The sequence below is a fragment of the Agrobacterium sp. SUL3 genome (genome assembly GCF_001263295.1).
GTDB classification, from domain to species: domain Bacteria; phylum Pseudomonadota; class Alphaproteobacteria; order Rhizobiales; family Rhizobiaceae; genus Agrobacterium; species Agrobacterium tomkonis.
Genome location: NZ_KQ414505.1, coordinates 240727 through 266019, shown reverse-complemented (window position 1 = coordinate 266019; position 25293 = coordinate 240727). Strand labels below are relative to the sequence as shown.

The 25293-nt window shown below is 57.0% G+C and carries 30 protein-coding genes; 11 read left to right on the top strand and 19 right to left on the bottom strand.

Annotated features, from left to right (window positions below):
- Positions 1-135: 135 nt before the first annotated feature.
- Positions 136-1431, top strand: a complete 1296-nt coding sequence (locus tag AKG12_RS15670; protein ID WP_052819506.1) for a L,D-transpeptidase family protein — start codon at positions 136-138, stop codon at positions 1429-1431.
- Positions 1428-1664: a sulfurtransferase TusA family protein gene (locus AKG12_RS15665; protein WP_046799853.1), complete on the top strand. Its 237-nt coding sequence runs from the start codon at positions 1428-1430 to the stop codon at positions 1662-1664. Before AKG12_RS15670 ends, AKG12_RS15665 begins: the two co-directional genes overlap by 4 nt.
- Positions 1665-1939: 275 nt before the next feature.
- Here AKG12_RS15665 and AKG12_RS15660 read toward each other — a convergent pair whose 3' ends face one another.
- Positions 1940-3073 carry a CobW family GTP-binding protein gene (locus AKG12_RS15660; protein WP_052819505.1) on the bottom strand — a complete coding sequence of 378 codons (1134 nt, stop codon included), beginning with the start codon at positions 3071-3073 and terminating at the stop codon, positions 1940-1942.
- A gap of 192 nt (positions 3074-3265) precedes the next feature.
- Positions 3266-4324, bottom strand: coding sequence for a D-alanyl-D-alanine carboxypeptidase family protein (locus tag AKG12_RS15655; protein WP_052819504.1), 1059 nt, complete (start codon positions 4322-4324; stop codon positions 3266-3268).
- Between the two features lie 223 nt (positions 4325-4547).
- On the opposite strand from AKG12_RS15655, the gene AKG12_RS15650 reads away from it, so the two are divergent.
- Positions 4548-5711: a M20 aminoacylase family protein gene (locus tag AKG12_RS15650; RefSeq protein ID WP_052819503.1), complete on the top strand. Its 1164-nt coding sequence runs from the start codon at positions 4548-4550 to the stop codon at positions 5709-5711.
- A gap of 823 nt (positions 5712-6534) precedes the next feature.
- Here the strand turns inward: AKG12_RS15650 and AKG12_RS15645 are convergent.
- From AKG12_RS15645 to AKG12_RS15610, 9 genes are all read right to left on the bottom strand, one after another.
- Positions 6535-7029, bottom strand: coding sequence for a hypothetical protein (locus AKG12_RS15645; RefSeq protein WP_156316062.1), 495 nt, complete (start codon positions 7027-7029; stop codon positions 6535-6537).
- Between the two features lie 3 nt (positions 7030-7032).
- Positions 7033-7941, bottom strand: coding sequence for an endonuclease/exonuclease/phosphatase family protein (locus AKG12_RS15640; RefSeq protein WP_156316061.1), 909 nt, complete (start codon positions 7939-7941; stop codon positions 7033-7035).
- A gap of 437 nt (positions 7942-8378) precedes the next feature.
- Positions 8379-8771: a hypothetical protein gene (locus AKG12_RS15635; RefSeq protein ID WP_052819500.1), complete on the bottom strand. Its 393-nt coding sequence runs from the start codon at positions 8769-8771 to the stop codon at positions 8379-8381.
- The gene (locus AKG12_RS15630; RefSeq protein WP_052819499.1) at positions 8768-9343 is read right to left on the bottom strand and encodes a Panacea domain-containing protein; all 576 of its coding nucleotides are present in this window, start codon (positions 9341-9343) and stop codon (positions 8768-8770) included. Before AKG12_RS15630 ends, AKG12_RS15635 begins: the two co-directional genes overlap by 4 nt.
- A gap of 712 nt (positions 9344-10055) precedes the next feature.
- Positions 10056-10676: a hypothetical protein gene (locus AKG12_RS15625; protein WP_052819498.1), complete on the bottom strand. Its 621-nt coding sequence runs from the start codon at positions 10674-10676 to the stop codon at positions 10056-10058.
- Between the two features lie 359 nt (positions 10677-11035).
- Complete coding sequence (locus AKG12_RS30275) at positions 11036-11251, bottom strand: hypothetical protein (protein WP_052819497.1); 216 nt, start codon at positions 11249-11251, stop codon at positions 11036-11038.
- Between the two features lie 11 nt (positions 11252-11262).
- The gene (locus tag AKG12_RS15615) at positions 11263-11673 is read right to left on the bottom strand and encodes a hypothetical protein (RefSeq protein WP_052819496.1); all 411 of its coding nucleotides are present in this window, start codon (positions 11671-11673) and stop codon (positions 11263-11265) included.
- Positions 11670-11855 (bottom strand): GcrA family cell cycle regulator, encoded by a 186-nt coding sequence (locus AKG12_RS29415; protein ID WP_082178875.1) that lies wholly within the window; start codon positions 11853-11855, stop codon positions 11670-11672. The genes AKG12_RS15615 and AKG12_RS29415 overlap by 4 nt, the downstream gene beginning before the upstream one ends.
- A complete protein-coding gene (locus tag AKG12_RS15610; RefSeq protein ID WP_052819495.1) occupies positions 11852-12178 on the bottom strand; it encodes a hypothetical protein in 327 nt (108 codons plus the stop codon). The genes AKG12_RS29415 and AKG12_RS15610 overlap by 4 nt, the downstream gene beginning before the upstream one ends.
- A 119-nt stretch (positions 12179-12297) precedes the next feature.
- Between AKG12_RS15610 and AKG12_RS15605 the strand changes: the two genes are divergently transcribed.
- The 5 genes from AKG12_RS15605 to AKG12_RS15585 all read left to right on the top strand — a co-directional run bounded on the left by AKG12_RS15605 (position 12298) and on the right by AKG12_RS15585 (position 14563).
- On the top strand, positions 12298-12468 hold the full coding sequence (locus tag AKG12_RS15605) for a hypothetical protein (protein ID WP_052819494.1): 171 nt from the start codon (positions 12298-12300) through the stop codon (positions 12466-12468).
- A gap of 466 nt (positions 12469-12934) precedes the next feature.
- Positions 12935-13096: an SOS response-associated peptidase family protein gene (locus tag AKG12_RS29410; protein WP_285277747.1), complete on the top strand. Its 162-nt coding sequence runs from the start codon at positions 12935-12937 to the stop codon at positions 13094-13096.
- 110 nt (positions 13097-13206) lie between these two features.
- Positions 13207-13485, top strand: a complete 279-nt coding sequence (locus AKG12_RS15595; RefSeq protein ID WP_046798924.1) for a hypothetical protein — start codon at positions 13207-13209, stop codon at positions 13483-13485.
- Positions 13486-13491: 6 nt separating this feature from the next.
- The gene (locus tag AKG12_RS15590; protein WP_052819492.1) at positions 13492-13758 is read left to right on the top strand and encodes a hypothetical protein; all 267 of its coding nucleotides are present in this window, start codon (positions 13492-13494) and stop codon (positions 13756-13758) included.
- A 19-nt stretch (positions 13759-13777) separates the two neighbouring features.
- Positions 13778-14563 carry a DAK2 domain-containing protein gene (locus tag AKG12_RS15585; protein ID WP_082178874.1) on the top strand — a complete coding sequence of 262 codons (786 nt, stop codon included), beginning with the start codon at positions 13778-13780 and terminating at the stop codon, positions 14561-14563.
- Between the two features lie 181 nt (positions 14564-14744).
- On the opposite strand, the gene AKG12_RS15580 is transcribed toward AKG12_RS15585, so the two are convergent.
- Positions 14745-15626 (bottom strand): LysR family transcriptional regulator, encoded by an 882-nt coding sequence (locus tag AKG12_RS15580; RefSeq protein WP_052819491.1) that lies wholly within the window; start codon positions 15624-15626, stop codon positions 14745-14747.
- A 235-nt stretch (positions 15627-15861) separates the two neighbouring features.
- Between AKG12_RS15580 and AKG12_RS15575 the strand changes: the two genes are divergently transcribed.
- Positions 15862-16932: an alkene reductase gene (locus tag AKG12_RS15575; protein ID WP_082178873.1), complete on the top strand. Its 1071-nt coding sequence runs from the start codon at positions 15862-15864 to the stop codon at positions 16930-16932.
- Between the two features lie 320 nt (positions 16933-17252).
- Here the strand turns inward: AKG12_RS15575 and AKG12_RS15570 are convergent, their stop codons facing one another.
- The 7 genes from AKG12_RS15570 to AKG12_RS15540 all read right to left on the bottom strand — a co-directional run bounded on the left by AKG12_RS15570 (position 17253) and on the right by AKG12_RS15540 (position 22709).
- The gene (locus tag AKG12_RS15570) at positions 17253-17942 is read right to left on the bottom strand and encodes a DUF4405 domain-containing protein (protein WP_052819490.1); all 690 of its coding nucleotides are present in this window, start codon (positions 17940-17942) and stop codon (positions 17253-17255) included.
- On the bottom strand, positions 17939-18394 hold the full coding sequence (locus AKG12_RS15565) for a cytochrome P460 family protein (RefSeq protein WP_156316069.1): 456 nt from the start codon (positions 18392-18394) through the stop codon (positions 17939-17941). Before AKG12_RS15565 ends, AKG12_RS15570 begins: the two co-directional genes overlap by 4 nt.
- Before the next feature lie 14 nt (positions 18395-18408).
- A complete protein-coding gene (locus AKG12_RS15560; RefSeq protein WP_052819488.1) occupies positions 18409-18897 on the bottom strand; it encodes a (R)-mandelonitrile lyase in 489 nt (162 codons plus the stop codon).
- Positions 18898-18900: 3 nt separating this feature from the next.
- Positions 18901-19257, bottom strand: coding sequence for a carboxymuconolactone decarboxylase family protein (locus tag AKG12_RS15555; protein WP_225244292.1), 357 nt, complete (start codon positions 19255-19257; stop codon positions 18901-18903).
- A 189-nt stretch (positions 19258-19446) separates the two neighbouring features.
- Positions 19447-20457, bottom strand: coding sequence for an alpha/beta hydrolase (locus tag AKG12_RS15550; RefSeq protein ID WP_225244120.1), 1011 nt, complete (start codon positions 20455-20457; stop codon positions 19447-19449).
- 152 nt (positions 20458-20609) lie between these two features.
- Positions 20610-21695 carry an alpha/beta hydrolase gene (locus tag AKG12_RS15545; protein WP_285277746.1) on the bottom strand — a complete coding sequence of 362 codons (1086 nt, stop codon included), beginning with the start codon at positions 21693-21695 and terminating at the stop codon, positions 20610-20612.
- A 120-nt stretch (positions 21696-21815) separates the two neighbouring features.
- On the bottom strand, positions 21816-22709 hold the full coding sequence (locus AKG12_RS15540) for a LysR family transcriptional regulator (RefSeq protein WP_052819485.1): 894 nt from the start codon (positions 22707-22709) through the stop codon (positions 21816-21818).
- A gap of 133 nt (positions 22710-22842) precedes the next feature.
- Here AKG12_RS15540 and AKG12_RS15535 point away from each other — a divergent pair, with 133 nt between their 5' ends.
- Together AKG12_RS15535 and AKG12_RS15530 are read left to right on the top strand one after the other, a co-directional pair.
- Positions 22843-24282: an MFS transporter gene (locus tag AKG12_RS15535; RefSeq protein ID WP_052819484.1), complete on the top strand. Its 1440-nt coding sequence runs from the start codon at positions 22843-22845 to the stop codon at positions 24280-24282.
- A gap of 15 nt (positions 24283-24297) precedes the next feature.
- Positions 24298-25287 carry an aldo/keto reductase gene (locus tag AKG12_RS15530; protein ID WP_052819483.1) on the top strand — a complete coding sequence of 330 codons (990 nt, stop codon included), beginning with the start codon at positions 24298-24300 and terminating at the stop codon, positions 25285-25287.
- Positions 25288-25293: the final 6 nt, after the last annotated feature.

The following is a 25293-nucleotide window of genomic DNA, read 5'->3' as shown; positions in this document are numbered from 1 at the left end:
AAAGATGTATCGGCGGCCGCGGGGGCGGATCCGATTTGAGTTAAGAAGATGTAAACGGTTAATACCGTATTTAAAATACACACGGGACGGTGTAGAACTGCCGCCGCTTCGTGCCATCGTCTTTCGGATCAGATCATGCGTTTGACACATTTTGCACTTCTTGCCTGCACCGCGCTCGTTCTCGCCGGCTGTAACGATACGCTCGAAACCGTCGAACGCGACGTTTCCCACGTCAAGAACAAGGTTGATTACCCGCTGTCTCCGTCCATTCTGGCCGAGATCGACAAGCGGGGCATGGATCGCACCTCGCCGATCATGATCCGCATCTTCAAGGAAGAAGGCGCGCTGGAAATCTGGAAGGCCAGACGCGACAACCGTTTCGAGAAGATCGCCGGCTACGAAATTTGCGCCTGGTCCGGCAAACTCGGCCCGAAGGTGAAGGAAGGCGACCGGCAGGCGCCGGAAGGTTTCTACAACCTGACGCCCGCGCACCTTAATCCAAACTCGAAATATTACCTTGCCATCAATACCGGCTTCCCGAACCGTTACGATGCCGCCAATGGCCGCAACGGCACCAATCTGATGATCCATGGCGCCTGCTCGTCGTCCGGCTGTTATTCGATGACGGATGCGCAGATTCTTGAGATTTACGGTTTCGCCCGTGACGCCTTCAAGGGCGGCCAGAAGACCGTGCAGCTGCAGGCCTTCCCGTTCCGAATGACGGCGGAAAACATGGCCCGCCATCGCCAGAGCGAACATCTTGAATTCTGGAAGATGCTGAAGGTCGGTTACGACAATTTCGAAGTGACCAAGCGCCCGCCGGACGTAAACGTCTGCGAGAAGAAATATGTCTTCAACCAGCAGACGGAAGGCGGCACCTTCAACGGCTCCGCGCAGTGCCCGGCCATGAGCACACCGCCGGCGCTCGTCAGCGCACTTTCGAGCTACGAAAAAACCTATGATCTCGCCTATGAAAAGGCGATGAAAAAATATGACGGCATGGCCTGGTACGACCCGAGCGAAGCCGAGCGCAAGGCGCTGGTCGCCGAAAAGCGCAAGGGCCGCGAACCCGCCTATGCGCCGACCGGTTCGGCGCTGAAGGCCGGCAAGCTGATGAAGGAAACGGAATATGCAGCGCTGATGGAGAAAAAGGCGCAGCAGGTGACGTCGTCTTCACCGGCCACAACTGCAACCGCCTCTTCCCTGCGCGGCCCGCGCCCTTCGGCAGCACAGCCCGCCGCTCCGCAATCGAACCCGGCACCGGCGGCCCCGACAATGGTTGCCACAGCCACCCCTTCGGCCGCCGGACAGAATGGAACCGCTGCCCAGAGCATACCGGTTCCGGCCCTGAACCCACTCGCCTATTCCGCAGCACCTGCACCGGAAGCGCCCGAGAAGAAGCCGTTCTGGAAGTTCTGGGCCAAGGAATGAGCGACACGGCCGAGATAATTTTCGATCTGAGGGGGCTTAAATGCCCCCTTCCCGTTTTGAGAAGCCGCAAGAAACTCGCGGCACTGAAAGCGGGCGATATTCTGACTATCGAGACGACCGATCCGCTGGCGGTGATCGATATTGCGCATATGTGCAATGAGGACGGGCATAACTTGCTGGAAACCACTGCGGTGGATAAGGGGCATCGGTTTCGGATTGTGAAGGGCGGGTAACCGACGTTCAATGGCGTCGGTCGTGGTTACCCCCTCTGTCCTGCCGGACATCTCCCCCTCAAGGGGGGAGATCTGCAAGAAGCTCCCCCATCACTTCATTCTCAAATGTCGAGATGGCCGAAACCTCGCCTCGATTCGATCTCCCTCCTTGTGGGGGAGATGTCCGGCAGGGCAGAGGGGGTAACCCCACCCGCCGATTTCAACGCCNAAGGGGGGGAGGTCGGGGGGGGGGGGGGGGGAACCCCCCCCCGCCGATTTCAACGCCATCACGCGATCTAAAACCGCAACCCGGAAACCGCCAGCGGATTATCCGTCATTGCCTGCCTGTCCGGCCGGTCGATACCTGGCGTACCGGTGAAGGCCGCGAACAGGTCCTTTACGAAAGCCTCCGGCAAATCCTTCGTAATCAGCACCATGCGCGTGCGCTGGTCCGACGGGTCCGGCCAGGCCGAAAGACGCTGAGGCGTGTGGAAAATGTTCTGCACCCCATGCAACACCAGCGGTCTGCCCGGATTATCAGACAGCTTGACGATGGCCTTCATGCGCAAGAGCTTTTCACCATGTGCCGAGCGCAGCAGATCCACGAACATGTCGATCGCCATCGGGTTGATCGGCTGATCGTGAATGATCGAGAAGGAACGGATAGACGCATTGTGCCGGTTCACATCGTGGTGATGGTGGTCATCGTGGTCACCATGATGGTGGTGGTGGTGGCCATGTTCATGGCCGTGATCATGCTTCGCCTCTTCACCCAGCCAGCGGCCGACATCGGCATTCTTGCTGCCGGCATCGTAAAGGCCGTTGTCGAGAAGACCCGCAGCGCTCCACTCGGTTTTGTCGCCATCCTCGATTGTCGCACGCGGATTGAGGGCCTGAAGGCGGGCCGTCAACGCGGAAATCGCCGCAGCATCGGCAAGCGCCCGCTTGGTCATCACCAGCCGGTCGGCCACAGCCGCCTGCTTCACCGCCTCTTCGTGATTGTCGAGCGTGGAGAGGCCGTTCACGGCATCCACCACCGTAATCATGCCATTGAGCACGAAATTCTGCGCGATCACCGGATTGCCCATGATCGATTGCATGACCGGGGCAGGATCGGCAAGGCCGGTCGTCTCGATCACCACCCGCTTCACCGGCTTCAGCTTGCCTGTCTGGATACCATCCATCAGTTCCGCCAACGTATCCACCAGCTCACCGCGCACCGTGCAGCAGAGGCAGCCCTCCGCCAGCTCGATAATACCCTCGCCTGCGCTTTCGACCAGCATGTGATCGATACTGACGTCGCCAAATTCATTGATGATGATCGCGGCGTCACTCATCTCGGGATCTTTGAGAAGCCGATTGAGCAGCGTCGATTTTCCGGCGCCGAGAAATCCGGTGATAATGGAAACCGGGATGCGATCGCGAGACATGCCTTGCCTGTGTGTTGATGGCGGCCCAGGCAGGTCATTGGACGACATGAAACCCGGAACCGCGCGATAAAAACAGAAATCGCCCAAGGCCTGAAGCCGCGGGCGAGACTGTAATATCATAACAGATCAGAGCTGCGAATAGCCAATCCACAAGCGTGGTCGCCCTTCGTCATTGAAGAGCGGTCAAGGCAATCAGAATGTCGGGCGTGGGATCGGGATCGGCACGTTGGCCACCTCGCCCTTGCCGGCAGCCCCCTTGGTCGTGTTGACAGCCACCGTCTCACTGCCTGGAATGAGACCGGCAAAGGAATATTCCGGTGGGCGGGTCATCTCCGTCACATAGGGCGAATGGATGACCATACGGCCGGCTTCATCGCGGCCCTCGCTACGCACCTTGGCAGCCTTCGGGTTGCAGATTTCGGCGCTGACATCGTTCACATCGCCGGTATCGCCATAAGGCGCCAGCGAAGCGAGCGAAACACCCTGACCGGAAGGCGCCGTCAGCCCCATCTGCAGCAGGTCGGCAGACTGGTCGGTTCGTCCGGCAAGGCTGTCCGCGCCCAGCACCACGGTGATGACGGAGCGGCCATTGCGCACGGCAGACGACACCTGATTGAAGCCGGAGGCACAGATGAAGCCCGTCTTCATGCCGTCAGCGCCATCGAAGCGGCCGACCAGCATGTTGAAATTGGCATAGTTCTTCTTGCCGGTGCTGACGCCTTCCAGCGAGAAATAATGGGCATATTCCGGAAACTCGCGCTTGATGATCAGCGCCAGCAGCGCCAGATCACGCGCGGTCGTATATTGCCCCTTGCCGGGCAGGCCGTTGGCGTTCACATAGCGGGTGGAGCTCATGCCCAACCGCTGCGCCTGCGCATTCATCTGCGCCACGAAATTGTCGCTGGTACCACCGATGGTCTCGGCAATCGCCACGGCTATATCATTGGCGGATTTGATCAGCAGCAGCTTCAGCGCGCTGTCCATCGTCAGCTTCTGGCCGGGCTTGAAATACATTTTAGAGGCCGGCTGGTCGGCGGCCTTCTTGCTCATCACCACTTCCGTCTGCGGGCTGAGCTTGCCGGCCTTCATCTGCGAAAAGGCGATATAGGCAGTCATCAGCTTGGTGAGCGACGCCGGATACCACTTGCGGAAGGCTTCCTGATGGGAAATCACCTTGCCGGTTTTGACATCCACCACCATTTTCGGATTGGCATTGGCCACAGGCGCCACGGCAACGAGGCCTGCGGTCATGATGGCAACGGCTGCGGAGAGCCGCCGGGCGGCGTTTGGCGATTTAACTGTCTGTGGCAAGGCTTGTCCTCGAATTCCCGTCTTCGGTCGGGGAATGGCAATATTCACCATATATGTCCTAGCAATGGCAAAGTACATTGATTACGTCAATTATGCGGCGCACTATCCACCACGGAGGATGGCTTTTACCACACGCCGCACCGATGAACCCAGGAATGAACGAATGCCGATTTTGAACAGAGCCGCCGAACTTCAACAGGAAGTCAGCGAATGGCGGCGTCACCTGCACGAAAATCCCGAGATTTTGTATGATGTCGACAACACCGCAGCCTTCGTTGCGGACAAGCTGAAATCTTTTGGCGTTGACGAAATCGTGACCGGTCTTGGCCGCACGGGTGTGGTCGGCATCATCAGGGGCAATCTTGCCGGTGGACGCACCATCGGCTTTCGCGCGGATATGGACGCCTTGCCCATTCTCGAGGAAACCGGCAAGCCCTGGGCATCGAAAACAGCGGGCGCGATGCATGCCTGCGGCCATGACGGCCACACCGCCATGCTGCTCGGCGCGGCCAAATATCTCACCGAGACCCGCAATTTCGCCGGCTCTATCGCCGTCATCTTCCAGCCCGCCGAAGAAGGTGGCGCTGGTGCACTCGCCATGGTCGAGGACGGCCTGATGGAGCGTTTCGGCATTAACGAGGTCTATGGCATGCACAATATGCCGGGAATACCGCTCGGCGCCTTCGCCATCCGCAAGGGCGGCATCATGGCGGCACCGGACAAGTTCTCCATCACCGTCAAAGGCCGGGGCGGCCATGCGGCACAGCCACACCGCACCATCGATCCCATCACCATCGGCGCACAGATCGTCGGCAATCTGCAGATGATCGCCTCGCGCAATGCCGATCCAATCCGATCCGTGGTCGTCTCCGTCACCCGCTTTCACGCCGGCTCCAGCCATAACATCATCCCCAACGAGGCATTGATCGCCGGCACGGTGCGCAGCCTGGACGAAACGGTGCGCGACCTTGCGCAGGTCCGTATCAAGCAGATGGCGGAAGGTATTGCCCTTGCCAACGGCGCGGAAGCGGAAGTCGTCTATGAGCGTTATTGCCCGGTGACCTTCAACCATTCAGACGAGACCGACCACGCCATCCGTGTGGCGCGCGATGTGGTGGGCGAACCGAATGTCGACCCCGATGTCGACCCTTCCATGGCGGGAGAGGATTTTTCCTTCATGCTGAAGGAAAGGCCGGGCGCCTTCATCTTCCTCGGCAATGGCGATTCGGCCGGGCTTCATAATCCCGGCTACGATTTCAACGACGAGGCCATCGCCTACGGCATTTCCTACTGGGTGAAGCTGGCTGAACAGCGGCTGACGAGCTGATTGCCGACTGACGCGAAGAAAGCCGGGAAGAGATCGACCGCGATGAAGAACGCGGTTGATCCGCAGGCATCGTCAGGTTAAAGAGCAATTCAGTGTCCACGTAGCTCAGCAGGATAGAGCACAGGATTCCTAGTTGATAATTGGGGGCTACAGTCCGAAAGGCTGTAGTCGATCTGCTCAAATTCGGGGAACGCTTAGCTGGGCTTCCAGCATGCCAATCCCGAGCCAAGCTTCAGGCGAAAGCCTGTTGAAGGTGTAGAGACTGGTAGGGCAGCGCCTAAAGGCCGCAAGGTCCATGGTGAAGGGACAGTCCAGACCACGAACGCCCTGCCATTCGTGGCGGGACGGCGGTTAAAGCCGAAGTGGTATGAATCCTGGGGTCGGAGGTTCGAATCCTCTCGTGGACACCATTTTCCTGAGAATTATCTTTTTAAAACAACTAGTTAATGAAAATACCGGAGCTTAAATCCACCTTTCTGCCCACCTTTCGGGGTGCGGTATGAGGTCGCTCCCCTACTCTCGATCGGGGAGCTTCGCTCGTTCGAAACAAGGGGAATCGGTTTGGATGGATCGTTATTGCGAGAATTGGAGCAGCCTCCGTATCGAGTCCAACCAGTGACACAAGCTGCTCACCAAGAAACTGGTTCCAAATAGCTGCCGTCGAATGTGAGTGAACCGGCGCCGGAATCCACACTCTACATCAGCGGATTTCGAGAACTGAATTTCCCGTGACGACCAAAGTACCGTGGCCATACCTTGGCGTATGTCTTCGGCCAGTTAACTCGTGACGAGAAACCTGCGGGGCGCGGCTGTCCGGCAGTTTCTACGGGTCAACAGATTTGGCCTGTTCGTCTGCCTTAGCTTTCGCTCGTGCTGCCTGATCAATGACGCCCTGAATGGAACGTCCAGTTTCGGGTGACGCGAGAAGATCTCCTAGAATTTTTTCAAGCGTGGCTTTATCGTACGCTTTTGCTCCTATGTCCGAGTAATGGAGACTGACAGGATATCCGCGTGAGTTGGTATCCCATTTAGCAAGAAGGACAGGATTGTTAGGTTTTTCAGAGGTCTTTGCTCCAAGCCCTTTGAATTCCTCGTATTCAGGGGGACTGAAATCAGCGACCACCACCGCAAAAATAGAATTGTGTTGTTTCGGTTTCTTAATTCTAAAGGTCTCGACACCTATACGCACCGCCTCACCAGTAGCCTGCCGCACTTGCTCGTCTAGTTCACGAAGCACCTGCGAAATTTCATTGGCTTCTCTAACCGCCGCTTCATGCGCCGTTAGTCCTTCAGCTAGTCGACTTGCAAAATCTACCACGACTCAATCCTTCACGATGGCGGCTATAATTGGAAGATGATCCACCTTGAATCTACCGCTTTCAACCGCGCTGACAAGTGTGGGGTCGCGGTAGACGGTCACGCTCTTATCCACCAAGTGCCAATCGCTCCCACCTACAAACCCATGCGAAAACAACATCTGGTCGAATGTCAGCCATTTATGAATGTCATCAGCGGCATAAAAGTAGGTCCCTGTTGGAGAAGGTAGCTCTCCGTCACGTGAATATCCATTCGGACACGCAATATGCTTCCAGAAAGGGTTATAAAGAAGCTCCCTTTTTCTCGACACGTGCGCAGCGTCCCTTGTCGCCCTTAAGAATGAACGCATCGACTGATTGTACGGCTCTTCGTTGTAGTCGCCCAAGAGGATAATGTTATTACACCCCCTCCCCAAGGACTCATCAACTTCCTGGCGCAGGCTTTGGCCAATGAGAAGTCTATTCGGGGCCTCGTCAACAAGCATGAGACGGCTTGGCCAATGCGAAAGAAAGAAACGAACTTCGAGGGCATCGCAGATCAGCGCATCAATTTGGACCGCTAATTTGTAGTTCTTACCTCCAACGCCCGCGGTTTTGAAGATTGGTTCATCGAAGAATGCAAGGTCGTTGCGGTAGATAACGCCAAGATTGTAATTTGCCTTACCGTCATGCCTCTGAAAAAACTGAGATGTTAGATTTGATCTTCCGATATTTTTGTCTAACCAGTCCATATCTTCTTGGTCGACTTCGCCGAGGAAAAATATGTTAATGGTTGAGAGCATTGCCTCAATGGTTGCTAACACCAAAGCCTTTTCGAGGTCTGGAAGCTTGTTCCCCTTTGGCGGGGTTAGATGGGAATTCCACCACCCTATCGTGAACCCAGACGTTTTGGGCTCATCTTCCCCATCTGACATTTGGACCATTTTTTAAAATCTGTTTGCCTCGCCCAAATTTCATCCGTATTTTGATCGTCGCGAATTCTTCACTACTTCATGGTGCGAAGGACGTCAAAGGGTAGTACAATTACCAAGCTGGCACCTAAATGCGAAACAGCTCTGATCCGTTCGACAGCGGCGGCAAATTCCACAAGTTTAGCTGCTATGAAGTTGAGTTTGCTTGTTTTTTGCACCTCACGATTTTCTGCCCTTTGGAAACTCGCCATTTCACAAGCTTTTCCATGCGGTTGCTGATCTGACTTGTCGCGTAACGGCGTCTAAAAATTCAGCGCCGTGGGGTGTGCCCCCAAGTTTGGGGAGACGCGCCTCGCGCGCGCGTACTGGTCCGGAATGGCCACAGCGCGCATTATTCGTATCTGGCGAACACTGGTCTCAATTGTTCGGACAAAGGCGCATCAAACGATGTTGTTATCATCCGCATATCGGACAATACGCGGAGCAATATCGTCCGACAGACGGATGCCCGCCACTATCCTTGCAAATACGGCAGGGTCCCAATCTTCACGCGCAATATAGTAGTTCAAATCGACCATTTTGCCGACATGGGTTGCTCGTACTGTGTCAGCCCGTCGATACAGAACATAGCTCTCGTGTTGAATAAACGGGTGTTCGCCTGCATAGAGGACACAAGCCGGATCGTGGTATTTGTCGGGCTTGGTTGAGGTAATATTTACGACCATCACTTGATGTTGATCGCATGGGTCGTTCATCACCGCATGAAGGTGGTGGATCTCATTCGCAGGCGCCAGAAAAGAGGCCTTTTCATACGGCTTGTAAACTGGCGTCATGCTGCCCTGTATGAAGAAATAAGCGCACGCTCCGCCTGAAGCTCATTCGCTCTATCAACGGGATCGTCTTTGTCCAAGGCATCGAAGATTGTCGCCAGCTCGATCGGAATGGAGGATCCGTTAGGATTCTTCCACTCGGGGCAAAAGTCATGCGTCCACTGCGCCAGGTCGAACTGGTCGATATCCTTAAATTTTTCCCATGTGTCCTCAAGCACCTTCACATCACCACGGCTCAGTTCATCCAACTCATCGGGAGAAAGCGTCTGAGCAAGGCGCAATGTATTGCCGTAACGTGGAGATATAAACTCCAGCCATTCATCTTGGCGGTTAGCCGCAACACCCTGCATATGAGAATAGGTGTAGCTGTTCACTGGCCCGAATGGCATTGATACGTAGACGTCGCCCACGACAGGAAAGTCCTTTCGCTCCATGCTCAGTCGATCAGCCAGATAAATCAGCTTGGTCGCCTTCAGGATGTTTATCGCCCCCCCAGCCTTTAAGGCAAAGAACGCCGTTACCTGCGCAGCTTTGCGGGTCATGAACCAGTCAGGGATGGTCGGTACATAGGTCATAGTTCAAATCATATAGTCCGATTTGCGCCTGTCTACCAGTGCTACGGCATGCAACGGTATGTGCTGCGTTGATTACGCTTGATTAAATTTCAAAGGTGGAGGCCGATAATAGGTCCATTTGTGAGAATCACCGGTCCCGTCTCAATGTCAATTGCTGCCTTGACCTTAATATTCCTATATAACTGCGAGCCGTCCCTTTAGGGAAAACGCCTCCAGCAACCATCGTACGGAGTTCGTCCGATGTTGGGTTTCGTGAGGTTTTCGGCGCCAACCGACATTGACCGTGGAAGCAAAAGAAAAGGCCAGCGCCTGACTGCTGGCCTATTTCTCTCTGCGCCAGTTCATCCGTGGTCGCGGGCGTTACATAAACCAAATCGATCCATTCAATAAGCCCATCACAAAATTTGATGTTCTGTTTCCGCTCTGTATTATCAGGGTCGGCCGCCCTTTTTACGGCTTCCGAAAATTCGTTCTTTTTTAGGGAGTGACAAAATTCCTGCATCTGCCTTACGGCAAGCGTAGCTAGGACCCCGTTCCCCTATTTCAGCCTATTTTACGCTCTCATCAGTATTTCCCACTATTTTACTGGCTCATGGGGTGACTGAAAAAAAGCGGGGGCGTGGGTTTCCGGCTTGTTTCCCCTCCCCGTTGTTTCCCGTAAATTCGGGGCGGTACTGACTCCAAAAAAAACGGCGAACTGATCAAGTTTCCATCATGCTTGCCGGCTGGCGTCAGTTTGCAGTGACCTTGTTTTTACAACATTGAGACGGTCTGCTTCGATCGTTCTCTCAGTCTCTTGATAGTTTTGTGCGGCCACGTCCAATGGCAGCCATGGGTTACCCGGCATTCGCTTGAAATGCTCGGGGACCAAATCCGTCTGAGCAAGCAAGAAGTCACGAACAGAGAAAAGCAACCTAGTGAGGCGCCTGTAATCCTGTCTCGTTTCAAAGCCAATCGCCTCGCGCGGAACTTGATCCCATATCAAATCCAACGCTGACAAGCTCTCTTCCATTTGGATAGCCGCGCCCGTGATCGATTTTGCAGGCTCGAAAGAGAGCAACTGCCTTGTTGCAAGTTCACGGTCATACTCGTGCATCCTTGCGTCTTCCAGCCTGCCCTTGTGTGCGAATCTGTCTTTTGGGAGCTCGAACGAGGCCTTTTCGTAGTCCATTTGCTTTTGCACGCCGGCAGCGATGGCCTCTGCGAGTTGCAGCACCTTGTCGGATGCATCAGCGCCCGTCTGGGTTCGAAATTGAAACTCGGCCGTCAGCCGCTGTTGATCCTGCCGGACCTGATTTTCCTTTCGTGAAGTGCGCACCATTGCCTGTCCCATAAGATTTCCTCGCTTTGGTTTCATGAACTCGCTGAGGAGGTTGGAGCAGCGTTCGTGAAGCAGCAATCAATAGTCCGAGGTATGGGGGTTTTCGGGTTAGTTTCCACAGGCCAAGTTTTAGACACGCATCAAATCAGCACGCACAATAGGTCTTGGCGCCGACGCTCTGAAAGACCAATGTTTCTTTTTTCGTCGCTAATAAAAATCTCAGTTGAGTAGACTCGACTCTGAACGCCCTGCGTGTTTTGTAATCGCGGGGACATTATTGGGGGCTTTCTTGACAACTGTTTATTTGCGGGTGCTTGGCGCCCTGTTCATTTCGTGTGCCCTGAGCGCATGCACAACTTCGCGGGAAGCGTTCAACGCCAATCCGAAGTCGATCGATAAGCCGACGCTCTGTCGCACTTACCGGGCTCCCTTTCGTCGTCATCTTCTCTGTCTTGAAGCTCGGGAAATGTGTCTGCGAGATACGGCTCCAGGTTCTCGTCGCCGTCGAGATGATCAAGGAGCGCGATAAGCTCCTCAATCTTGGCTTCGACCTGGTCGCGGCGGTATTTGAGGAGGGCGCGGCTCATGGTGCAAACCTTCAGGCCGTACGGGCAATCTGCGTGAAAATCGCGTGTACGGCGCTTTCGTCGCAATAAAAGTAGGCGCGACAATCGCCCAAACGGTCATGAACCCATCGCGTGAGCGTCAGTACGTCATCGAACGTTGATAGCTGGTAGGCGAAGATTGCCGCCTCCATGCGCTCCACAACGGTCTTTGCATCCTGGCATCGTTGCTCTTGCGCAAGATATTTCGCCGTAGGCTCCCGCCGAAGGCCAGATGGGTCAAGATCGAACAGCGTTGCCCATTCCGCGCTGTCAGCCTCATAGGCAAGCGTGTGAAGGTCGATGAGGTGAGAGAGCGTCACATGGTCCGCTGTATCGGCAAGCGCGGTGACGGTCGGCGTGGCGGCGGCGATGACTGCGGCCTTCATGAAGGTTCTGCGGTTCATTGGGATTTACCTTTCGGGCGATAGGCAAGCGCGCAGTGCGCGGCGCAATATGGTTTGCCGTCAATGGCAGGGGAGCCGCAAAACACATGCGGCTCATGACGTTCGGGAGGCGTGAGCGGAAAGTGGCAATCGCTGGTCTTCATCAGGTGAAGCGGGCGGCCTTCGGCAAGAGCTTTCGTCATGCCTTGGTTCCACCCGGAATGTAGAGGCCGATGACAGCGCCAACGAGCTTGCTCTCCAGGTAGTCGCAACTGAAGGGGCCTTCAGCCCAGCCGCCGCCCCATTGAGGCACCATGCCCTTGCGGTTTGCTTCAGCGGCAGTGGCAAGCCAGTCTTGGAACTCTGCGGGTGTCGTGGTCCTCATAGAGCCGACATGCCAGCGAGGTTCTTCACCGGCCTTTTGCCATGCACTGTGGCGGGCTTGGCAGACATTGCGCCGGCCGCCGATCCACTCGATGACATAGATATCGCCAACGCGGGGCGTCCGGTCTTCGGTGTCGATCACAACGACCTCCCCCGGCTCGATGAAGGGGAGGCTGTGTCGGTCTGTCACCTCGAAGGCGATGCTGTGCGGCGGCAGGGCGCGATAGACGTTCAGAGAGAAGAGAACCGGAAGCCGATCCGGTGGACCACATCATTGCATGGCACGATGGAGACAGCCGCGCCGCCATTGAGACGCTGATGGAAGACATCCAGCATTTGCGGATGCAGCTTGCTCTGGCGACGGCCGCAATGGGCAGAGGATTTACGCGAGGCTGGGTTCCGAATGAAGACCGGGATGACAGCAAACGATAACGGCTACGAGTACAAGGAACTCGACAGAGAAAAAATATGGGTCATCTGCGAGGATTGTGAACTTCTTCGATGATTTGATGGCAAGGCGGTGAAAGCCGAATTTGCCGCTACCCCAGCCCCAAGCCCGCTCCGCCTGATTGCGCAGAAGCTTATAGGGGTGCCCAAAATCGAAGGAAGATTTCGGCCCACGATGCAGGATGAGCTACTATTGGACCTTCGAGGAGCGAACGGAAAAAGCGGCGCAAGAAGAAACAGCTAGTGTGCGGGTTTTCGATCTACGCTCTTGGGAAGTCGTTGTCGCTGGGTGTGGATCCTGCAAGCATGTGACGGAGTTACCACGCTGGACGCTCGTAAAGATGGTCGGCGGTAACACGACCCTCAAGGAACTGCGGCCCCGCCTGAAGTGCCGGAAGTGCGGCGAGAAAGGCGGCTCCTACATCACAGTTGCAAAATTGCCGAGGTGAGCATGTGTAATCTGTACCGCGTGAAGACCAATCAGGAATCGATCCGCAATATCGTGGGCATCATGGAGGAGAGGCTTAACCTGGAGCCGGATGTGGAAGTCTATCCAGACAGGCCAGCGCCAGTGGTGCGCAATGGAGAGAGCGGCCGGGAGCTGGTTGGGTGAACGGACGGTCATTCCCCCGCAGATGGATAGACTCGCAACCATTTGCATGTTTTCCTTAGTGATTGCCCGAGAGGGGTAAATGTCGGAGGAGAAAGGGGCCAAGAAATACAATGCCTAGGGGTCTTATTTCCGAGTTGGAGAAAGCGGCTGGCAATTTGGATCAATTGACGGCGCGCGACGTAAGCGTTTTGCTTGATCGATCCATCGCCATGGTCAGGGAACTTCGCAAGACAGCGGTAACTGTTGCGCCGATCGGACGCGACGTCGTTATATATCTCAAGGCAACATCCGAAGCGGCAGCCAATCTTCCAGACGATCAAAAAAGGGACGCGCTGCTTGATGCGGCAGAAGCGATAAGGCTGCTTCTAGAATCCGGGGCGAAGCCATGAAACGGGATGAAAAGGCTCAAATTGATGGGAAAGAAACACGATCCAATCGATGAGATTATCGAGGTTATGGCCAACATCCAGGCGGCCAACAACATGGCGTTGATTGCTCTCGCGAAGACACTGGAAGATGCCGGCTCAATGAAGGTGAAAGACTACAAGAAAGCCCTTCGCCAAGCAGCGGAAGACTTGGCACATAACGGCGCACTCGGCCCGTCGGCTCTCTTAGAGGATCTAGCTGAAATGATGAAGTATGACGAGGTGAAAAAGCAGTGAGCAGTGAGCAGCATTGGACATGCCGGGCTTTTCACTGTCGGTGATGCATGTTGACGAAACGTCGCTCGCTTTGATCGACGCACCGACAGACGCCAGCGCCTGGCCCCGCGGCGGAGCGGTGAACCGAAACCGCGTTCTTCCCTCCACGGCGCAAAACGATGCGCCTGCCTCCGACACCAAGGTCACCGCAGCCGGCGCAAGACTTCAACAGGCCGTCGAAGTTGTGGCGAAGGCCCTGATCGCTGCAGAGCCGCATCTAACCGAACTGGACAGCATAACCGGCGACGGCGACCTCGGCGCGAGCATGAAACGCGGTGCGGAAGCAGTTCTGGCCCTTCCCAATGAGAGTTATTGCGACGTAGCCACCGGACTGATGGCCATGGCCAACGCGATGAGGAAGGCCATCGGCGGCAGCTCGGGTCCGTTCTATGCGACGGGTCTCATGCGTGCCTCTCGACATCTTGCCGGCGTTGAAGCTCCAACAGCGACGCAGCTTGCCGACGCATTTCTGGCGGCGGTTCAGGCAGTCTCCGATCTGGGCGGTGCCAGGCCGGGCGACAGAACGATGATCGACGCACTACACCCGGCCGCCACGACTTTCGCGGAGAGCCTCGCTTCCAATCAAGACGCGACTCATGCCTGGAAAACGGCTGTCTCCGCCGGCGTTGGCGGAGCGGACGCAACGAGCGCCATGCGCCCTCGACTGGGTCGCGCGAGCTATTTGGGGGATCGCGCCATCGGACACCCTGACGGTGGTGCGGTCGCCGTCACCATATGGCTTCAGGCGATCTCTTCAGCGATCTGATCAATCAGCGGGCGTGTCGGCATTCGATGCGCGGAAAAGGGCAAATGCCACGTTGGGTGCCGAGTTCCGAACGAAGTACCCAATTTGACCGACCCACCATAGGCCGGTCGCACGGAGCATAGATTTCACTGACTTTGATGGTGACGCTCGCTAGACCCGATCGGTCCATTTCAGGTTTGCTCTAGGTCACATCCCGGAGCTTTTCCCGCAGGAATTCAATGAACCGCTGGGTCTTTGCGGGAAGTAATCGCGTCTCCGTCACCGCATAAACGGGGCTGGGCTCTCCGATCCATTCTGGAAGCACCGGAAGCAGCTTTCCCGCCGCAAGCTCGTCCGCGACGATCCGCTGGGGGAGAAAGACGACCCCCATATCCAGTGCGGCGAGCTTTCGGATCATCGCTACACTGTTTGTCCGGAAGTTACTCAAGGTTTTGACTGTGATCCTCTCGTGGCTGGAATGCAATGTCCAGGAGGATGAGGTGGAGATGGCCAGGCATTCGTACTTCTCCAGATCGCTGGGATGCCCAGGCTCGCCATTCGCCTCAAGGTATTTCGGCGACGCATAAAGCCGCGCGCAAACCCGCGCCACTACGCGAGTGATGAGCCCGGAACCCTCCGGGGAACCCATGCGAATTGCAAGATCGAACGGCTCTCCAACAAGATCGACGTTCCTTGGCGTCAGGTCCATGTCGAAGGTTATCCCGGGATATCGCTGCGCGAATTCGGGTAACAATGGCGCGAGATAGGTTGTAGCGAAGTCCACCGGGAGAGAGACCTTGAGCACTCCGGTCGGCCGCGCCACCATGTCGCCAAGCTCCTCATGGGCGATACGCGCTTCCTCGACGATCCGCTTGCTGCGTTCGTAATAAAGTTGTCCCGCCTCAGTCAGTTCGATCTTGCGTGTCGTCCGGTGAAGAAGTCTCAGTCCGATGGATTCTTCCAGCATGGAAATTCGTCGCGACAGGGTCGAGTTTGGCATCCCAAGCGCTTCCGCGGCTTTTCGGAAACTATTGGCTCGGACGACTTCAACAAATAGCGCCATATCATTCAGATAGTCAGGCATTGCTCCACCTATGGAATAATCAATTCCAATATGAGGCGTTTATTCCAATATTTTAAGCCCCTATTTGTTGATACGAAGATTACTGAAGAGAGAGCGTGACAGATGAAGCGTGACACGGCGAAGGTCGGGGCGGCAACCTATTTGCAGGCGCTCATAGCGGCAAGCGATACGCTGCTCCAGCGCGCTCTTCAGGACACGGCCCGACCTCCCATCCATTCAAACGAAAGGAATTGAAGTGACCGATATCTGGACCCGCACGCGCATCGGCGCGATCGAAGTGTCGAACCGCCTGGCGATGGCCCCGATGACCCGGAGCCGAGCGCAATACGACGGTACGCCTGGCCCGCTCGCCGCCGAGTACTATTCCCAGCGCGCCAGTCTCGGGCTGATCATCACCGAAGGCACACAGCCCTCGGATGATGGCCAAGGATACACCCTAACACCAGGCATCTACACCGATGCGCATGTGAGGGGCTGGAAGGAGATCACGGACGCGGTGCATGCCAAGGACTCGCATATATTCATCCAGTTGATGCATGTGGGCAGGACGTCGCACCCCGACAACACGCCGCATCACCGACAGGCGCTCGCGCCGTCCGCCATCGCCCCCAAGGATCAGATTTTCACGCCGACGGGCTTTCAGGCCGTTCCAGAGCCCCGCGAGATGAGCGCTGACGATATCCATCAGGCCATTGCCGACTTCCGCTATGCCGGCAAGCGCGCCATCGAAGCCGGGGCAGACGGCGTCGAAATCCATGGCGCGAACGGCTATCTCATCCAGCAGTTTTTCGCGCCCAACGCCAACCAGCGCACTGACGCATTTGGCGGCACGATCGAGAACCGTGCGCGCTTCGCCATCGAGGTCGCAAAGGCGGTAGCCGACGAAATCGGTCCCGAGCGCACGGGCATCCGCCTGTCGCCGGGCGCGACGCTCGGCGGCCTCGATGAAGGCTCCGACGGCCCAGACTTATACCGATACCTTGTCGGCGAACTCGACAAGCTGGGACTGGCGTATGTTCACGTCATGCATCTCGGTAACGAGTCGTTGCTCGCCGACATCCGCAAGCTTTGGCACAGGGCGCTGATCGTCAACCGCCCTGGCCGCGCCTTGGCCGACATAGGGGCGGATATTGTCAACGGACTGGCCGACATCGAGTCCTATGGGCAGTTCACGCTGGCAAACCCAGATTTCCCGGAGCGCCTCAAAAAGGGAGCCAATATGAACCCGGCTGACCGTATGAGTTACTTCGGTGGCGATGCCAAGGGCTTCATTGACTACCCAACGCTCGAGCAGGCGACCGCATGATGCTTCCGATCAATCTGGACAACTCGATCAAGCACAGTCATCTGCGCGGCGATTTCGATATCGAAATCCTGCACCCAGCTCTGGCTCTGGGCTGAGGTGTCTGCACGGGGATGGACAAGGCTGGAGCAACAATCACGAGCACCAATCAGTTCATGGCTGAACTGGCTGGCACTTGGGCCACGCCACAGGGTGGCCAGTTGGCTCAAGTGCTTGTCGAGGCCCTGACGGCTGAATATCCCCGCTTCCCCCGGAACCAATAATGCCGGGGTAAGCGGTGATCCCGAGATGACAGCATCCGTTTGGCATGTCTGGAATAGTGCTCACTCGCACGCCATTCTTCGACGCGCCCGCATTGAAACAAGCCTCAAGCCGAAATGGGTTGCAGCAATGTATAAGCCGACTATGGAGGCGTAGTTCACGAAGAAGCCCAACGTCGCCGCATTAAAATCCCACATGTCCAGCGAATAGCGCAGCATCAACTTCGATCCGAACGCCATATCGAACGAACTTTTCACACCCCAGGCCATGATAAGGGCCGTCAGCAAACGCAGGATCGCAGTCTGGCAAGCGCTCCGAGCAGGCATTCCAATCATTCCATAGAAAACGTTCATCACAACCTGCCAGCGCGTTCCGAGATGGATGCCAACGATCAGTAGCATCCAGTATCCCGTGAACATGTGGATTTCCCGGACGGCGAAAGCACCGCCCATCGCCGTGAGCGGGAAAAGGTCGCGCGATATCAGCAGGCTCGTTAAGAACATGATGGTCATTGCGATTGCCAGGCTGACAATCGTGATCAGATTGATGATGCGGGTGACATCCAGCTTCCGTTTCGTCACGCCGCCATACCAGCGGCGATTAAAGACGTTATGAACAATCACCAGCGTGAAAAGCACCGTTCCGAACAGCTCGTGCGACAGGTTGTCCAGCCACCAATAGGCCAGACACGCAACAATCAATCCGACGGCAATGAGGTCGAGGATCAGACGAAACCGCAAGACACCGTTCATTTAAGTTCGAACCGACGCATATCGTTGAATGTGTAGAGAAAGTCCCTGTCGGCCCGTGAGGTATGGCAACGCTGACAGCGGGCGGTGTTTTCTTCCATGTTGATCGTGCCGTCCGGCTTGAACCATTGGAACTGCCAGTCGGCAGTACGGCGGTTTTCGTCGTAATCCTGCCCCCAGCCCTCGCCCTTCTCCATGATGAAGTAACGGAAGAGCTTGCCACCGCGATAGTCGACCAGCGCGACATGGGTGCCGTTGGGAATGGGATCGCCGCGCTTGACGGCCTCGATTGCTTCACGGGTGGTCATGATGTGCTCCGTAACCTCCCCCCGCTCGACTGTCGTATAGTGTATGAGCTTGTCGATTTCAGGCATGGTTGCGCGGGTCGGCTCGGCACGGACCTGCATGCCGACGAGAAATACGGCGCTTGTTACGAAGGCGGCGGCACCCGCCATATACACGACCCTGTTCAATCAAGGCCTCCATCAATCTTGGTGTATTGCTCGTCGGTCACATGTTCCATCCATTCCACCGTCTGGCCGTCCAGGGCCTCCGCCACGGCGATGTGCGACATCCCGACTTCAGGTGAAGCGCCATGCCAGTGTTTGACGCCTGGAGGTATCCAGACGACATCTCCGGGTCCGATCTCCTGGATGCCGCCATCCCAGTGCTGAACTCGCCCCGCACCTTCCGTCACGATCAATGTCTGACCGAGGGGATGCGTATGCCAAGCGGTGCGGGCAGCGGGTTCAAAGGAAACCACACCGCCACCGACCCGGGCGGGCGACTGGGCCTGGAAACGGGACTGCACCTTGACGGAACCGGTGAAATAATCCGGCGAGCCTGCGGTTGTCGTCTGATCGTTGAAACGGGTAACCGTTACGGCGCGATCCGGTTCGGCGAAAGCTGCCGTGGCGCTAAAGGCCATGGCGGCGGTGACCATCGATTTCGTATTCATGGATTATTTCTCCGCAAAAACGTCTTTGGCGATCGCAACCGCGGAAACGCCGCTCGGCCAGCCCGAATAGAAAGCCATATGGGTGATGGTTTCGACAATCTCCTCCTTCTTCAGCCCGTTTTGCAGGCCAAGGCGGATGTGAGAGCGAAGTTGATCGGGACGATTAAGCGCGATCAGCGCTGAGATCGTTACGAGGCTCCGGTCACGTTTGGAGAGTTCGGGACGTTCCCATATGTCGTTGTAAAGAACCCCATCCGTCAGGTCGGCCAATTTCGGAGCGGTATCGCCCATCAATTGCTGGGCGCGCGTCTGCTGCTTTTCCGGCTGTGCCGTTTGCGTTGCTGTCTGGGCGTGTGTCATGGAAATGAAACCGTTGATGAGAGTGATGCTCGTAGCGAGAAAGAGACTTGTGGCGAATGCCTTCAAAGCTTGGCTCCTTAAATTGATCGCGTGCTCGCACGGCCGGTGACAGCAGGCATTGAACGACCCATCGTCATGACGAGCCCTTAACCCTGCGGTCACCGGTGAACGAACCGCTGATGGAAGATGTCAAACCAGGGTCCGGCCGAAGAAGGGTGTCAGCTTGTCCACCGCCGCTTCGACATATTCGGGTACCCAGTAGGTTTCGATGTGCTTTGCGCCCTTGATCGTGAAGAGTTCTTTGTCCTTCGTGCCGGTGGCCCTTGGGAACGCATCTTCGGTCATGTAAAGCGTATCGGCCTCGCTTCCGGCGATCATCAGCAGCGGCACGTCGATAAGTTCGATCTCGTCCGTCGCATCCCAGCGCATCAGGTCCATCAGGCTGCTCATCGTGTATCTGAAGGTCGAGCCGGGATGTGCATTAGTGCGCCAGTAATAATGATAGCCCTGTCGATAGAGGTCGAAAGGCAGGGCTTCGATCTGCGCATCCGTGAGGTTCGCGTCGCCCGCATAAAGAACCTCACCGCCGGCCGCTTCCTGCGCGCGGGCAGCGGACGCCTGCTGCAAACGCTTCTGGATCGTATCCATCTGCGTATCCTTAAAACCGTTGCGGCGGACGCGCCCGGAATTGAACATGCTGAGCGTCGCCACCGCCTTGAAACGCTTGTCGGTCTTTGCGGCTGCCAGCGAATAACCGCCACCGCCGCAGATGCCGAGCAGTCCCAGACGCGCCGTGTCTACACCAGGGAAGCCGCTGATGAAGTCCGCCATTCCGTGGATATCCTCGATGCGATGCTGAGGTTTATCGACGCTTCGCGGTGCGCCACCGCTTCCGCCCTGATAGGCGGCATCGGCCGTGATCGTAATGAAACCGCGCTCCGCCAGATGCTGGGCATAAAGGCCCGTGGTCTGCTCCTTCACGCCACCATTCGGATGCGCCAGCACGATTGCAGGGTATTTCCTGGCAGGATCATAGTCGGCCGGGGTATAAACGTTGGCGACGATATCGAGGCCGTTCAGTTTGTACGTCACCGGATGGATGTTCACCTTGCCGGGCTCGTTTTTGGTCAGCGCGCCATCATAGACGAGCGTGAAGGGGTTTTGCTTGTAGTCGGCAGCGACGGCTTGGGTCGTCGTCATGGTTGACACTCCTAACATTGCACCAGAGATGAAGAGGGCCGAAGCTCCGAGGAACTCCCGTCTCTTTCCGTTGATAATTTCGTGCGCCATCGTCAGGCTCCTCAATTTGTCGGAAACGCGCGCACCGACCTGTTGAGGTACGCGCGCATGGATCAGTCGAGCTTCTTGTCGGCGAGGAATTTCGAGACCTGATCGGCGATCTCGACATTGTTCAGGTCCGACATCAGGAAATGCGTGCCGCCCTTGATGCCGATATCCGGCAGGTGCACGAGCGTCGCGTCGCCACCATGCCTGTTGACGGCCTCCACCCAGAGCTTCGCCATTGCCAGCCTGACGCGCCAGTTGTCCTGCCCGCGTTCAGTGGTCGGTTCCGTCGGGAAATTATCGCCGTAATAGATGACGATCGGCAGGCGCGTCAGTTTTTCGAAGTCGGCGGCGGGAACAGCCTCGGCTTTCAGTGTGCCTGCGGCGCTCGGCATGTCCCCGGGTATCTCGCCTTCGGGGAAGATGAACCCGCTTCCAGGCTCCAGCGCCACGACACCCTTGACGTTCGGGTTCTTGATCACCGTCAGCCAGCCGGGACCACCCGCCTGCGAGTGTGTGAACAGGATGGCAGGCCCCGTCCTGTCGAACAGGGCCGACATGGCATCGGAAATTACCTTGGCATCATACGGTCCGGTGTTCGGCGTGACCGAACGCAGGAATTGGTCGAGCGTTGCCGGATCGCGGGAGAATTGAACATTGCCGAAATAGTCCGGCCATTTGCCGATACGAAACTGGTCGAAGAAGAGCTGGTCATAGGGTGTCGGCTCGATCGTCGTTGCAACCGTGCTGTTGCCCGCGCGGCCTCGGCGCGGCTGGTCGACAAGGTAAGTGGAGTAGCCACGGCGCAGGAAGATATTCTGGAAGCCCTCGCGGCCATCCGGCGTCGTCTCCCAGCTGCGCGCCGACTGGAACGCGCCATGCAGCATGACGATCGGCAGCGGCTTCGGATTTTGCGGAATCTGATAGAACACATAGGCGTGGTCGCCATGCAGCGTCTGGCCTTCGGCTGTCGGCGCATTGTTGTTGTAGGTTCCGGGTTTGCTCGAAACCGTACCGCCGACTGCAAAGCTTCCCTGCTGCTCGATGACAAGGGGTTCGGCCTTTGACGCGGTCTGGGCAAAGGCGACGCTGCAGGACGCAGCGATGGCGGAAAATACGAAGATTGAAATGGTTTTGGTAAAAATCTTTGGCATGGCTCTCTCACAACATGACGTTGAAAGAAGGCTAAGCGAACAGCGCTCCAGTGATTAGATACCCATTTACGATTGAAGCCATTAGCTACGCTTATCAATCACTTTTAGTTTATTAGCGGGTTATCCGCGATATCGAAGCGCGTCCACCACAAGGGCAAAGGCCGGAGATGCGTGGCGTCGATTTGGATAATAAAGGTGGTAGCCGGAAAAAGGTGCGCACCAGTCTTCGAGAACCCGTATCAGTGCTCCTTTCGCTATCTCGTCCGTAACAAGGTCCTCCGGCATATAGGCAAGGCCAAGCCCCCGTTTTGTGGCATCGAGGCGCATTGCAATGTTATTGAAGACAAGTTGCCCTTCCACCCTGACCTTGAGTTCATGGCCATCCTTCTCGAATTCCCAGGCGAGGATGTTGCCGTAGGTCGGCATGCGAATCTGGATGCAATTGTGGGAGGTTAAATCCTCGGGCACTTCCGGCCAGGGATTCTGCTGGAAATAGGATGGCGCACCAACCACGGCCATGCGCATCTCGGGGCCGATCTTGACCGCGATCATGTCCTTTGCAAGCTGCTCACCGAGCCGGACCCCTGCGTCATAGCGCTCCGCAACAATATCCGTCAGCCCGTAATCGACGGTAATCTCGACATTGATGTCGGGGTAATTCGAAATGATTTTTTCAAGTGCCGGCGCAAGAACGGAGATCGCGGCGTGTTCCCCTGTCGTGATGCGCACGGTTCCCGCGGGTTTGTCCCGCATGTCGCTGAGCGCCGAAAGTTCGGACTGAATTTCGTCGAACCTTGGACCTGCGGTCTGGAGCAGGCGCTCACCCGCAGCCGTGGGCGACACGCGCCTTGTCGTTCTCGTCAAAAGCCTCAGACCCAGTCGCTCCTCGAGACTGCGCACCGTCTGGCTCAATGCGGACTGCGAGACACCCAGCTTGACGGCGGCCCGGGTAAAGCTCTGCTCACGCGCGACGGTAACGAAGGCAGCCAGATCGTTGAAGTTCTCCTGCGGCATTCATTAGGCATCCTTATAGCTTCATGCCGATTACTGCCCCTAATCGAAAAGATCGGCAAGGAATATCTTTATGGCATCAAAACCACAGCTTCGCCGTGGAAAACGGTATTGCCACCCGTAGAACGGAACCCTGATGCCAAAAAGACAAGCGACCACCGCCCCTGCCAACAAAACCGCGATCCTCGCGATTATCCTCGTCAGCTACGTGATGATCGTTCTCGACATCTCGGTCGTGCTGACCGGGCTTCCGAAGATCCATCACGAACTGGGGTTCACCGACGCCGGGCTGGCATGGGTGCAGAGCGCCTATACGCTGACCTTCGGTGGTTTCCTGCTGCTCGGCGCTCGCGCCGGCGACATTCTGGGACGCCGGCGCATGTTCATCATCGGTATGGCTATATTCACACTGGCTTCCGTCGCCATCGGGGCTTCACAGTCCTCCGCATGGATGCTGTCATGGCGGGCAATACAGGGACTGGGTTCCGCCATCCTTGCTCCCTCCACGCTGGCCCTCCTCCAGATCAATTTCGAAGAAGGCGAAGAACGCGTCCGCGCGGTGTCACTCTATAGTGCCGCGGCTGGAGTTTCAGCCACAGTCGGACTGATTGCCGGCGGCCTTCTCGCTGACTGGCTGTCCTGGCGCGCCGGCTTCCTGATCAACCTGCCGATCGGGATCGCAATGATCCTTGCGGCCCGCGCCTGCATCCCCGAGACGGCAAAGCAGCCGGGTGCCCTGGACGTTCCTGGAGCGCTCTCCTCGACGATCGGCATGAGCGGGCTTGTCTACGGTTTCATCCGTTCAGCACAGGCTGGCTGGGATACAACGACCATCGCCATCCTCGTCATTTCGGTGACGCTCCTTGGCCTTTTCATCCTCATCGAGCGCCGTGCACGGCAACCCATTCTCCCACTTCGGCTGTTTTCGGATCTCGAGCGTTCGGGTGCCTACGGCGCGCGCGTCCTCTATCTCGGCGCGATGGTCGGGTTTTTCTTTTTCACGACGCTTTACCTTCAGGAAGTCGCTGGCTTGCGCCCGGCGCTTACGGGTCTCGCCTTCGTGCCGGCAACGATGCTGCACGTACCGATCGCCATGATCGTGCCGCGCCTCATCCAGCGCTTCGGGCGTAACACGGTCCTTGTCACAGGCATGGTTGTCGGCATCGTCGCCATGGGCTGGCTCAGCCGCGCGGGCATAGGCTCCAATTACTGGACCGCCATCGCAATGCCGATGATATTGATCGGGATCAGTCAAGGTTTGGTACTGAGTCCCCTGACCTCCTCCGGTGTCGCCCGGGTGGATCATGCGGATGCCGGGGCCGCATCCGGCGCAGTCAACGTTGCCCACCAGATGGGCAGCTCGGTCGGTCTCAGCCTGTTGATCGCCATTGCGGCCATCGGCTCTGCTGGCCTCACTGGCGCGGAACTCACCGCCTACCGTGCGTCGCATGCCTTCGAGGCCGGAACAGTGATGCTTATGGCAACATTGGTGATCGCGCTTTTAACCATCGTGCCGGCCGCCACACGGCGGGCACCCGCCGAAACAGAGGCCGCCCCGACAGAAAGCGCGGCCTGATCAAGGAGCAGAAACATGCAAAAACGCAAAATCGGAACCCTCGAAGTTTCCGCCCTCGGCCTTGGCTGCATGAGCATGAGTTCGGCCTATGGGCCAGCGGCCGATAAAACCGAGATGATCAAGTTGATCCGTTTTGGCCATGAGCGGGGCATCACATTGTTCGATACCGCTGAAGCCTACGGCCCTTTCGTCAACGAGGAGCTTCTCGGCGAGGCCATCACGCCCATACGTGACATGGTCGTCATCGCCACCAAGTTCGGCTTCGACATCGACCTTGAAACAGGCGAACGCCGCGGCGGCACCAATAGCCGGCCGAAGCACATCAAAGCCGTCGCGGAAGCGAGCCTCAAGCGCCTCAGGACTGATCGCATCGACTTGTTTTACCAGCACCGCGTCGATCCGGCCGTTCCCATCGAGGATGTCGCAGGCGCTGTGAAAGACCTGATCGATGAAGGCAAAGTCCAGCATTTCGGTTTGTCCGAGGCGGGTGTCGGCACCATCCGCAAGGCCCATGCCGTTCAGCCCGTCACCGCCGTCCAAAGCGAGTACTCCCTGTTCTGGCGCGGACCTGAGGCCGAGTTACTTCCGGTACTTGAAGAACTCGGGATAGGCTTCGTGCCGTTCAGCCCCCTCGGTGCTGGCTTCCTGACAGGTAAGATCGACGAAAATACCCAGTTCGACCCAACCGATTTCCGCAATGCTGTTCCGAGGTTTTCCCCCGAGGCCCGAAAAGCCAACATCGCACTGGTCGATGCCATCAAGGTCATAACCGACAACAAGCAATCGACACCTGCCCAAGTCGCTCTTGCCTGGTTATTGGCACAGAAACCATGGATCGTCCCTATCCCCGGCACAACCAAGCAGCACCGCCTTGAAGAAAACCTCGGTAGCGTCGATCTTGAACTGACCTCGACTGACCTTGAGCAAATCAACACGATCCTCACGAAGATCGAAGTCGTCGGCAACAGGCTTCCAGAAGCGGTGCTGAAGATGACCGGCCTTTGAGGATGG

What these genes read in the sequence shown, in the direction of transcription:
- AKG12_RS15570 (WP_052819490.1), bottom strand. Translation starts at nt 17,942, where the DNA reads ATGAACGGTGTCTTGCGGTTTCGTCTGATCCTCGACCTCATTGCCGTC.
- AKG12_RS15580 (WP_052819491.1), bottom strand. Translation starts at nt 15,626, where the DNA reads ATGCCTGACTATCTGAATGATATGGCGCTATTTGTTGAAGTCGTCCGA.
- AKG12_RS15660 (WP_052819505.1), bottom strand. Translation starts at nt 3,073, where the DNA reads ATGTCTCGCGATCGCATCCCGGTTTCCATTATCACCGGATTTCTCGGC.
- AKG12_RS30275 (WP_052819497.1), bottom strand. Translation starts at nt 11,251, where the DNA reads ATGAGCCGCGCCCTCCTCAAATACCGCCGCGACCAGGTCGAAGCCAAG.
- AKG12_RS15595 (WP_046798924.1), top strand. Translation starts at nt 13,207, where the DNA reads ATGCCTAGGGGTCTTATTTCCGAGTTGGAGAAAGCGGCTGGCAATTTG.
- AKG12_RS29410 (WP_285277747.1), top strand. Translation starts at nt 12,935, where the DNA reads ATGTGTAATCTGTACCGCGTGAAGACCAATCAGGAATCGATCCGCAAT.
- AKG12_RS15535 (WP_052819484.1), top strand. Translation starts at nt 22,843, where the DNA reads ATGCCAAAAAGACAAGCGACCACCGCCCCTGCCAACAAAACCGCGATC.
- AKG12_RS15640 (WP_156316061.1), bottom strand. Translation starts at nt 7,941, where the DNA reads ATGTCAGATGGGGAAGATGAGCCCAAAACGTCTGGGTTCACGATAGGG.
- AKG12_RS15635 (WP_052819500.1), bottom strand. Translation starts at nt 8,771, where the DNA reads ATGACGCCAGTTTACAAGCCGTATGAAAAGGCCTCTTTTCTGGCGCCT.
- AKG12_RS15590 (WP_052819492.1), top strand. Translation starts at nt 13,492, where the DNA reads ATGAAAAGGCTCAAATTGATGGGAAAGAAACACGATCCAATCGATGAG.
- AKG12_RS15665 (WP_046799853.1), top strand. Translation starts at nt 1,428, where the DNA reads ATGAGCGACACGGCCGAGATAATTTTCGATCTGAGGGGGCTTAAATGC.
- AKG12_RS15550 (WP_225244120.1), bottom strand. Translation starts at nt 20,457, where the DNA reads ATGACGACGACCCAAGCCGTCGCTGCCGACTACAAGCAAAACCCCTTC.
- AKG12_RS15565 (WP_156316069.1), bottom strand. Translation starts at nt 18,394, where the DNA reads ATGGCGGGTGCCGCCGCCTTCGTAACAAGCGCCGTATTTCTCGTCGGC.
- AKG12_RS15650 (WP_052819503.1), top strand. Translation starts at nt 4,548, where the DNA reads ATGCCGATTTTGAACAGAGCCGCCGAACTTCAACAGGAAGTCAGCGAA.
- AKG12_RS15545 (WP_285277746.1), bottom strand. Translation starts at nt 21,695, where the DNA reads ATGCCAAAGATTTTTACCAAAACCATTTCAATCTTCGTATTTTCCGCC.
- AKG12_RS29415 (WP_082178875.1), bottom strand. Translation starts at nt 11,855, where the DNA reads ATGACGAAAGCTCTTGCCGAAGGCCGCCCGCTTCACCTGATGAAGACC.
- AKG12_RS15625 (WP_052819498.1), bottom strand. Translation starts at nt 10,676, where the DNA reads ATGGGACAGGCAATGGTGCGCACTTCACGAAAGGAAAATCAGGTCCGG.
- AKG12_RS15530 (WP_052819483.1), top strand. Translation starts at nt 24,298, where the DNA reads ATGCAAAAACGCAAAATCGGAACCCTCGAAGTTTCCGCCCTCGGCCTT.
- AKG12_RS15655 (WP_052819504.1), bottom strand. Translation starts at nt 4,324, where the DNA reads ATGACCGCAGGCCTCGTTGCCGTGGCGCCTGTGGCCAATGCCAATCCG.
- AKG12_RS15540 (WP_052819485.1), bottom strand. Translation starts at nt 22,709, where the DNA reads ATGCCGCAGGAGAACTTCAACGATCTGGCTGCCTTCGTTACCGTCGCG.
- AKG12_RS15585 (WP_082178874.1), top strand. Translation starts at nt 13,778, where the DNA reads ATGCCGGGCTTTTCACTGTCGGTGATGCATGTTGACGAAACGTCGCTC.
- AKG12_RS15560 (WP_052819488.1), bottom strand. Translation starts at nt 18,897, where the DNA reads ATGAATACGAAATCGATGGTCACCGCCGCCATGGCCTTTAGCGCCACG.
- AKG12_RS15630 (WP_052819499.1), bottom strand. Translation starts at nt 9,343, where the DNA reads ATGACCTATGTACCGACCATCCCTGACTGGTTCATGACCCGCAAAGCT.
- AKG12_RS15555 (WP_225244292.1), bottom strand. Translation starts at nt 19,257, where the DNA reads ATGACACACGCCCAGACAGCAACGCAAACGGCACAGCCGGAAAAGCAG.
- AKG12_RS15615 (WP_052819496.1), bottom strand. Translation starts at nt 11,673, where the DNA reads ATGAACCGCAGAACCTTCATGAAGGCCGCAGTCATCGCCGCCGCCACG.
- AKG12_RS15670 (WP_052819506.1), top strand. Translation starts at nt 136, where the DNA reads ATGCGTTTGACACATTTTGCACTTCTTGCCTGCACCGCGCTCGTTCTC.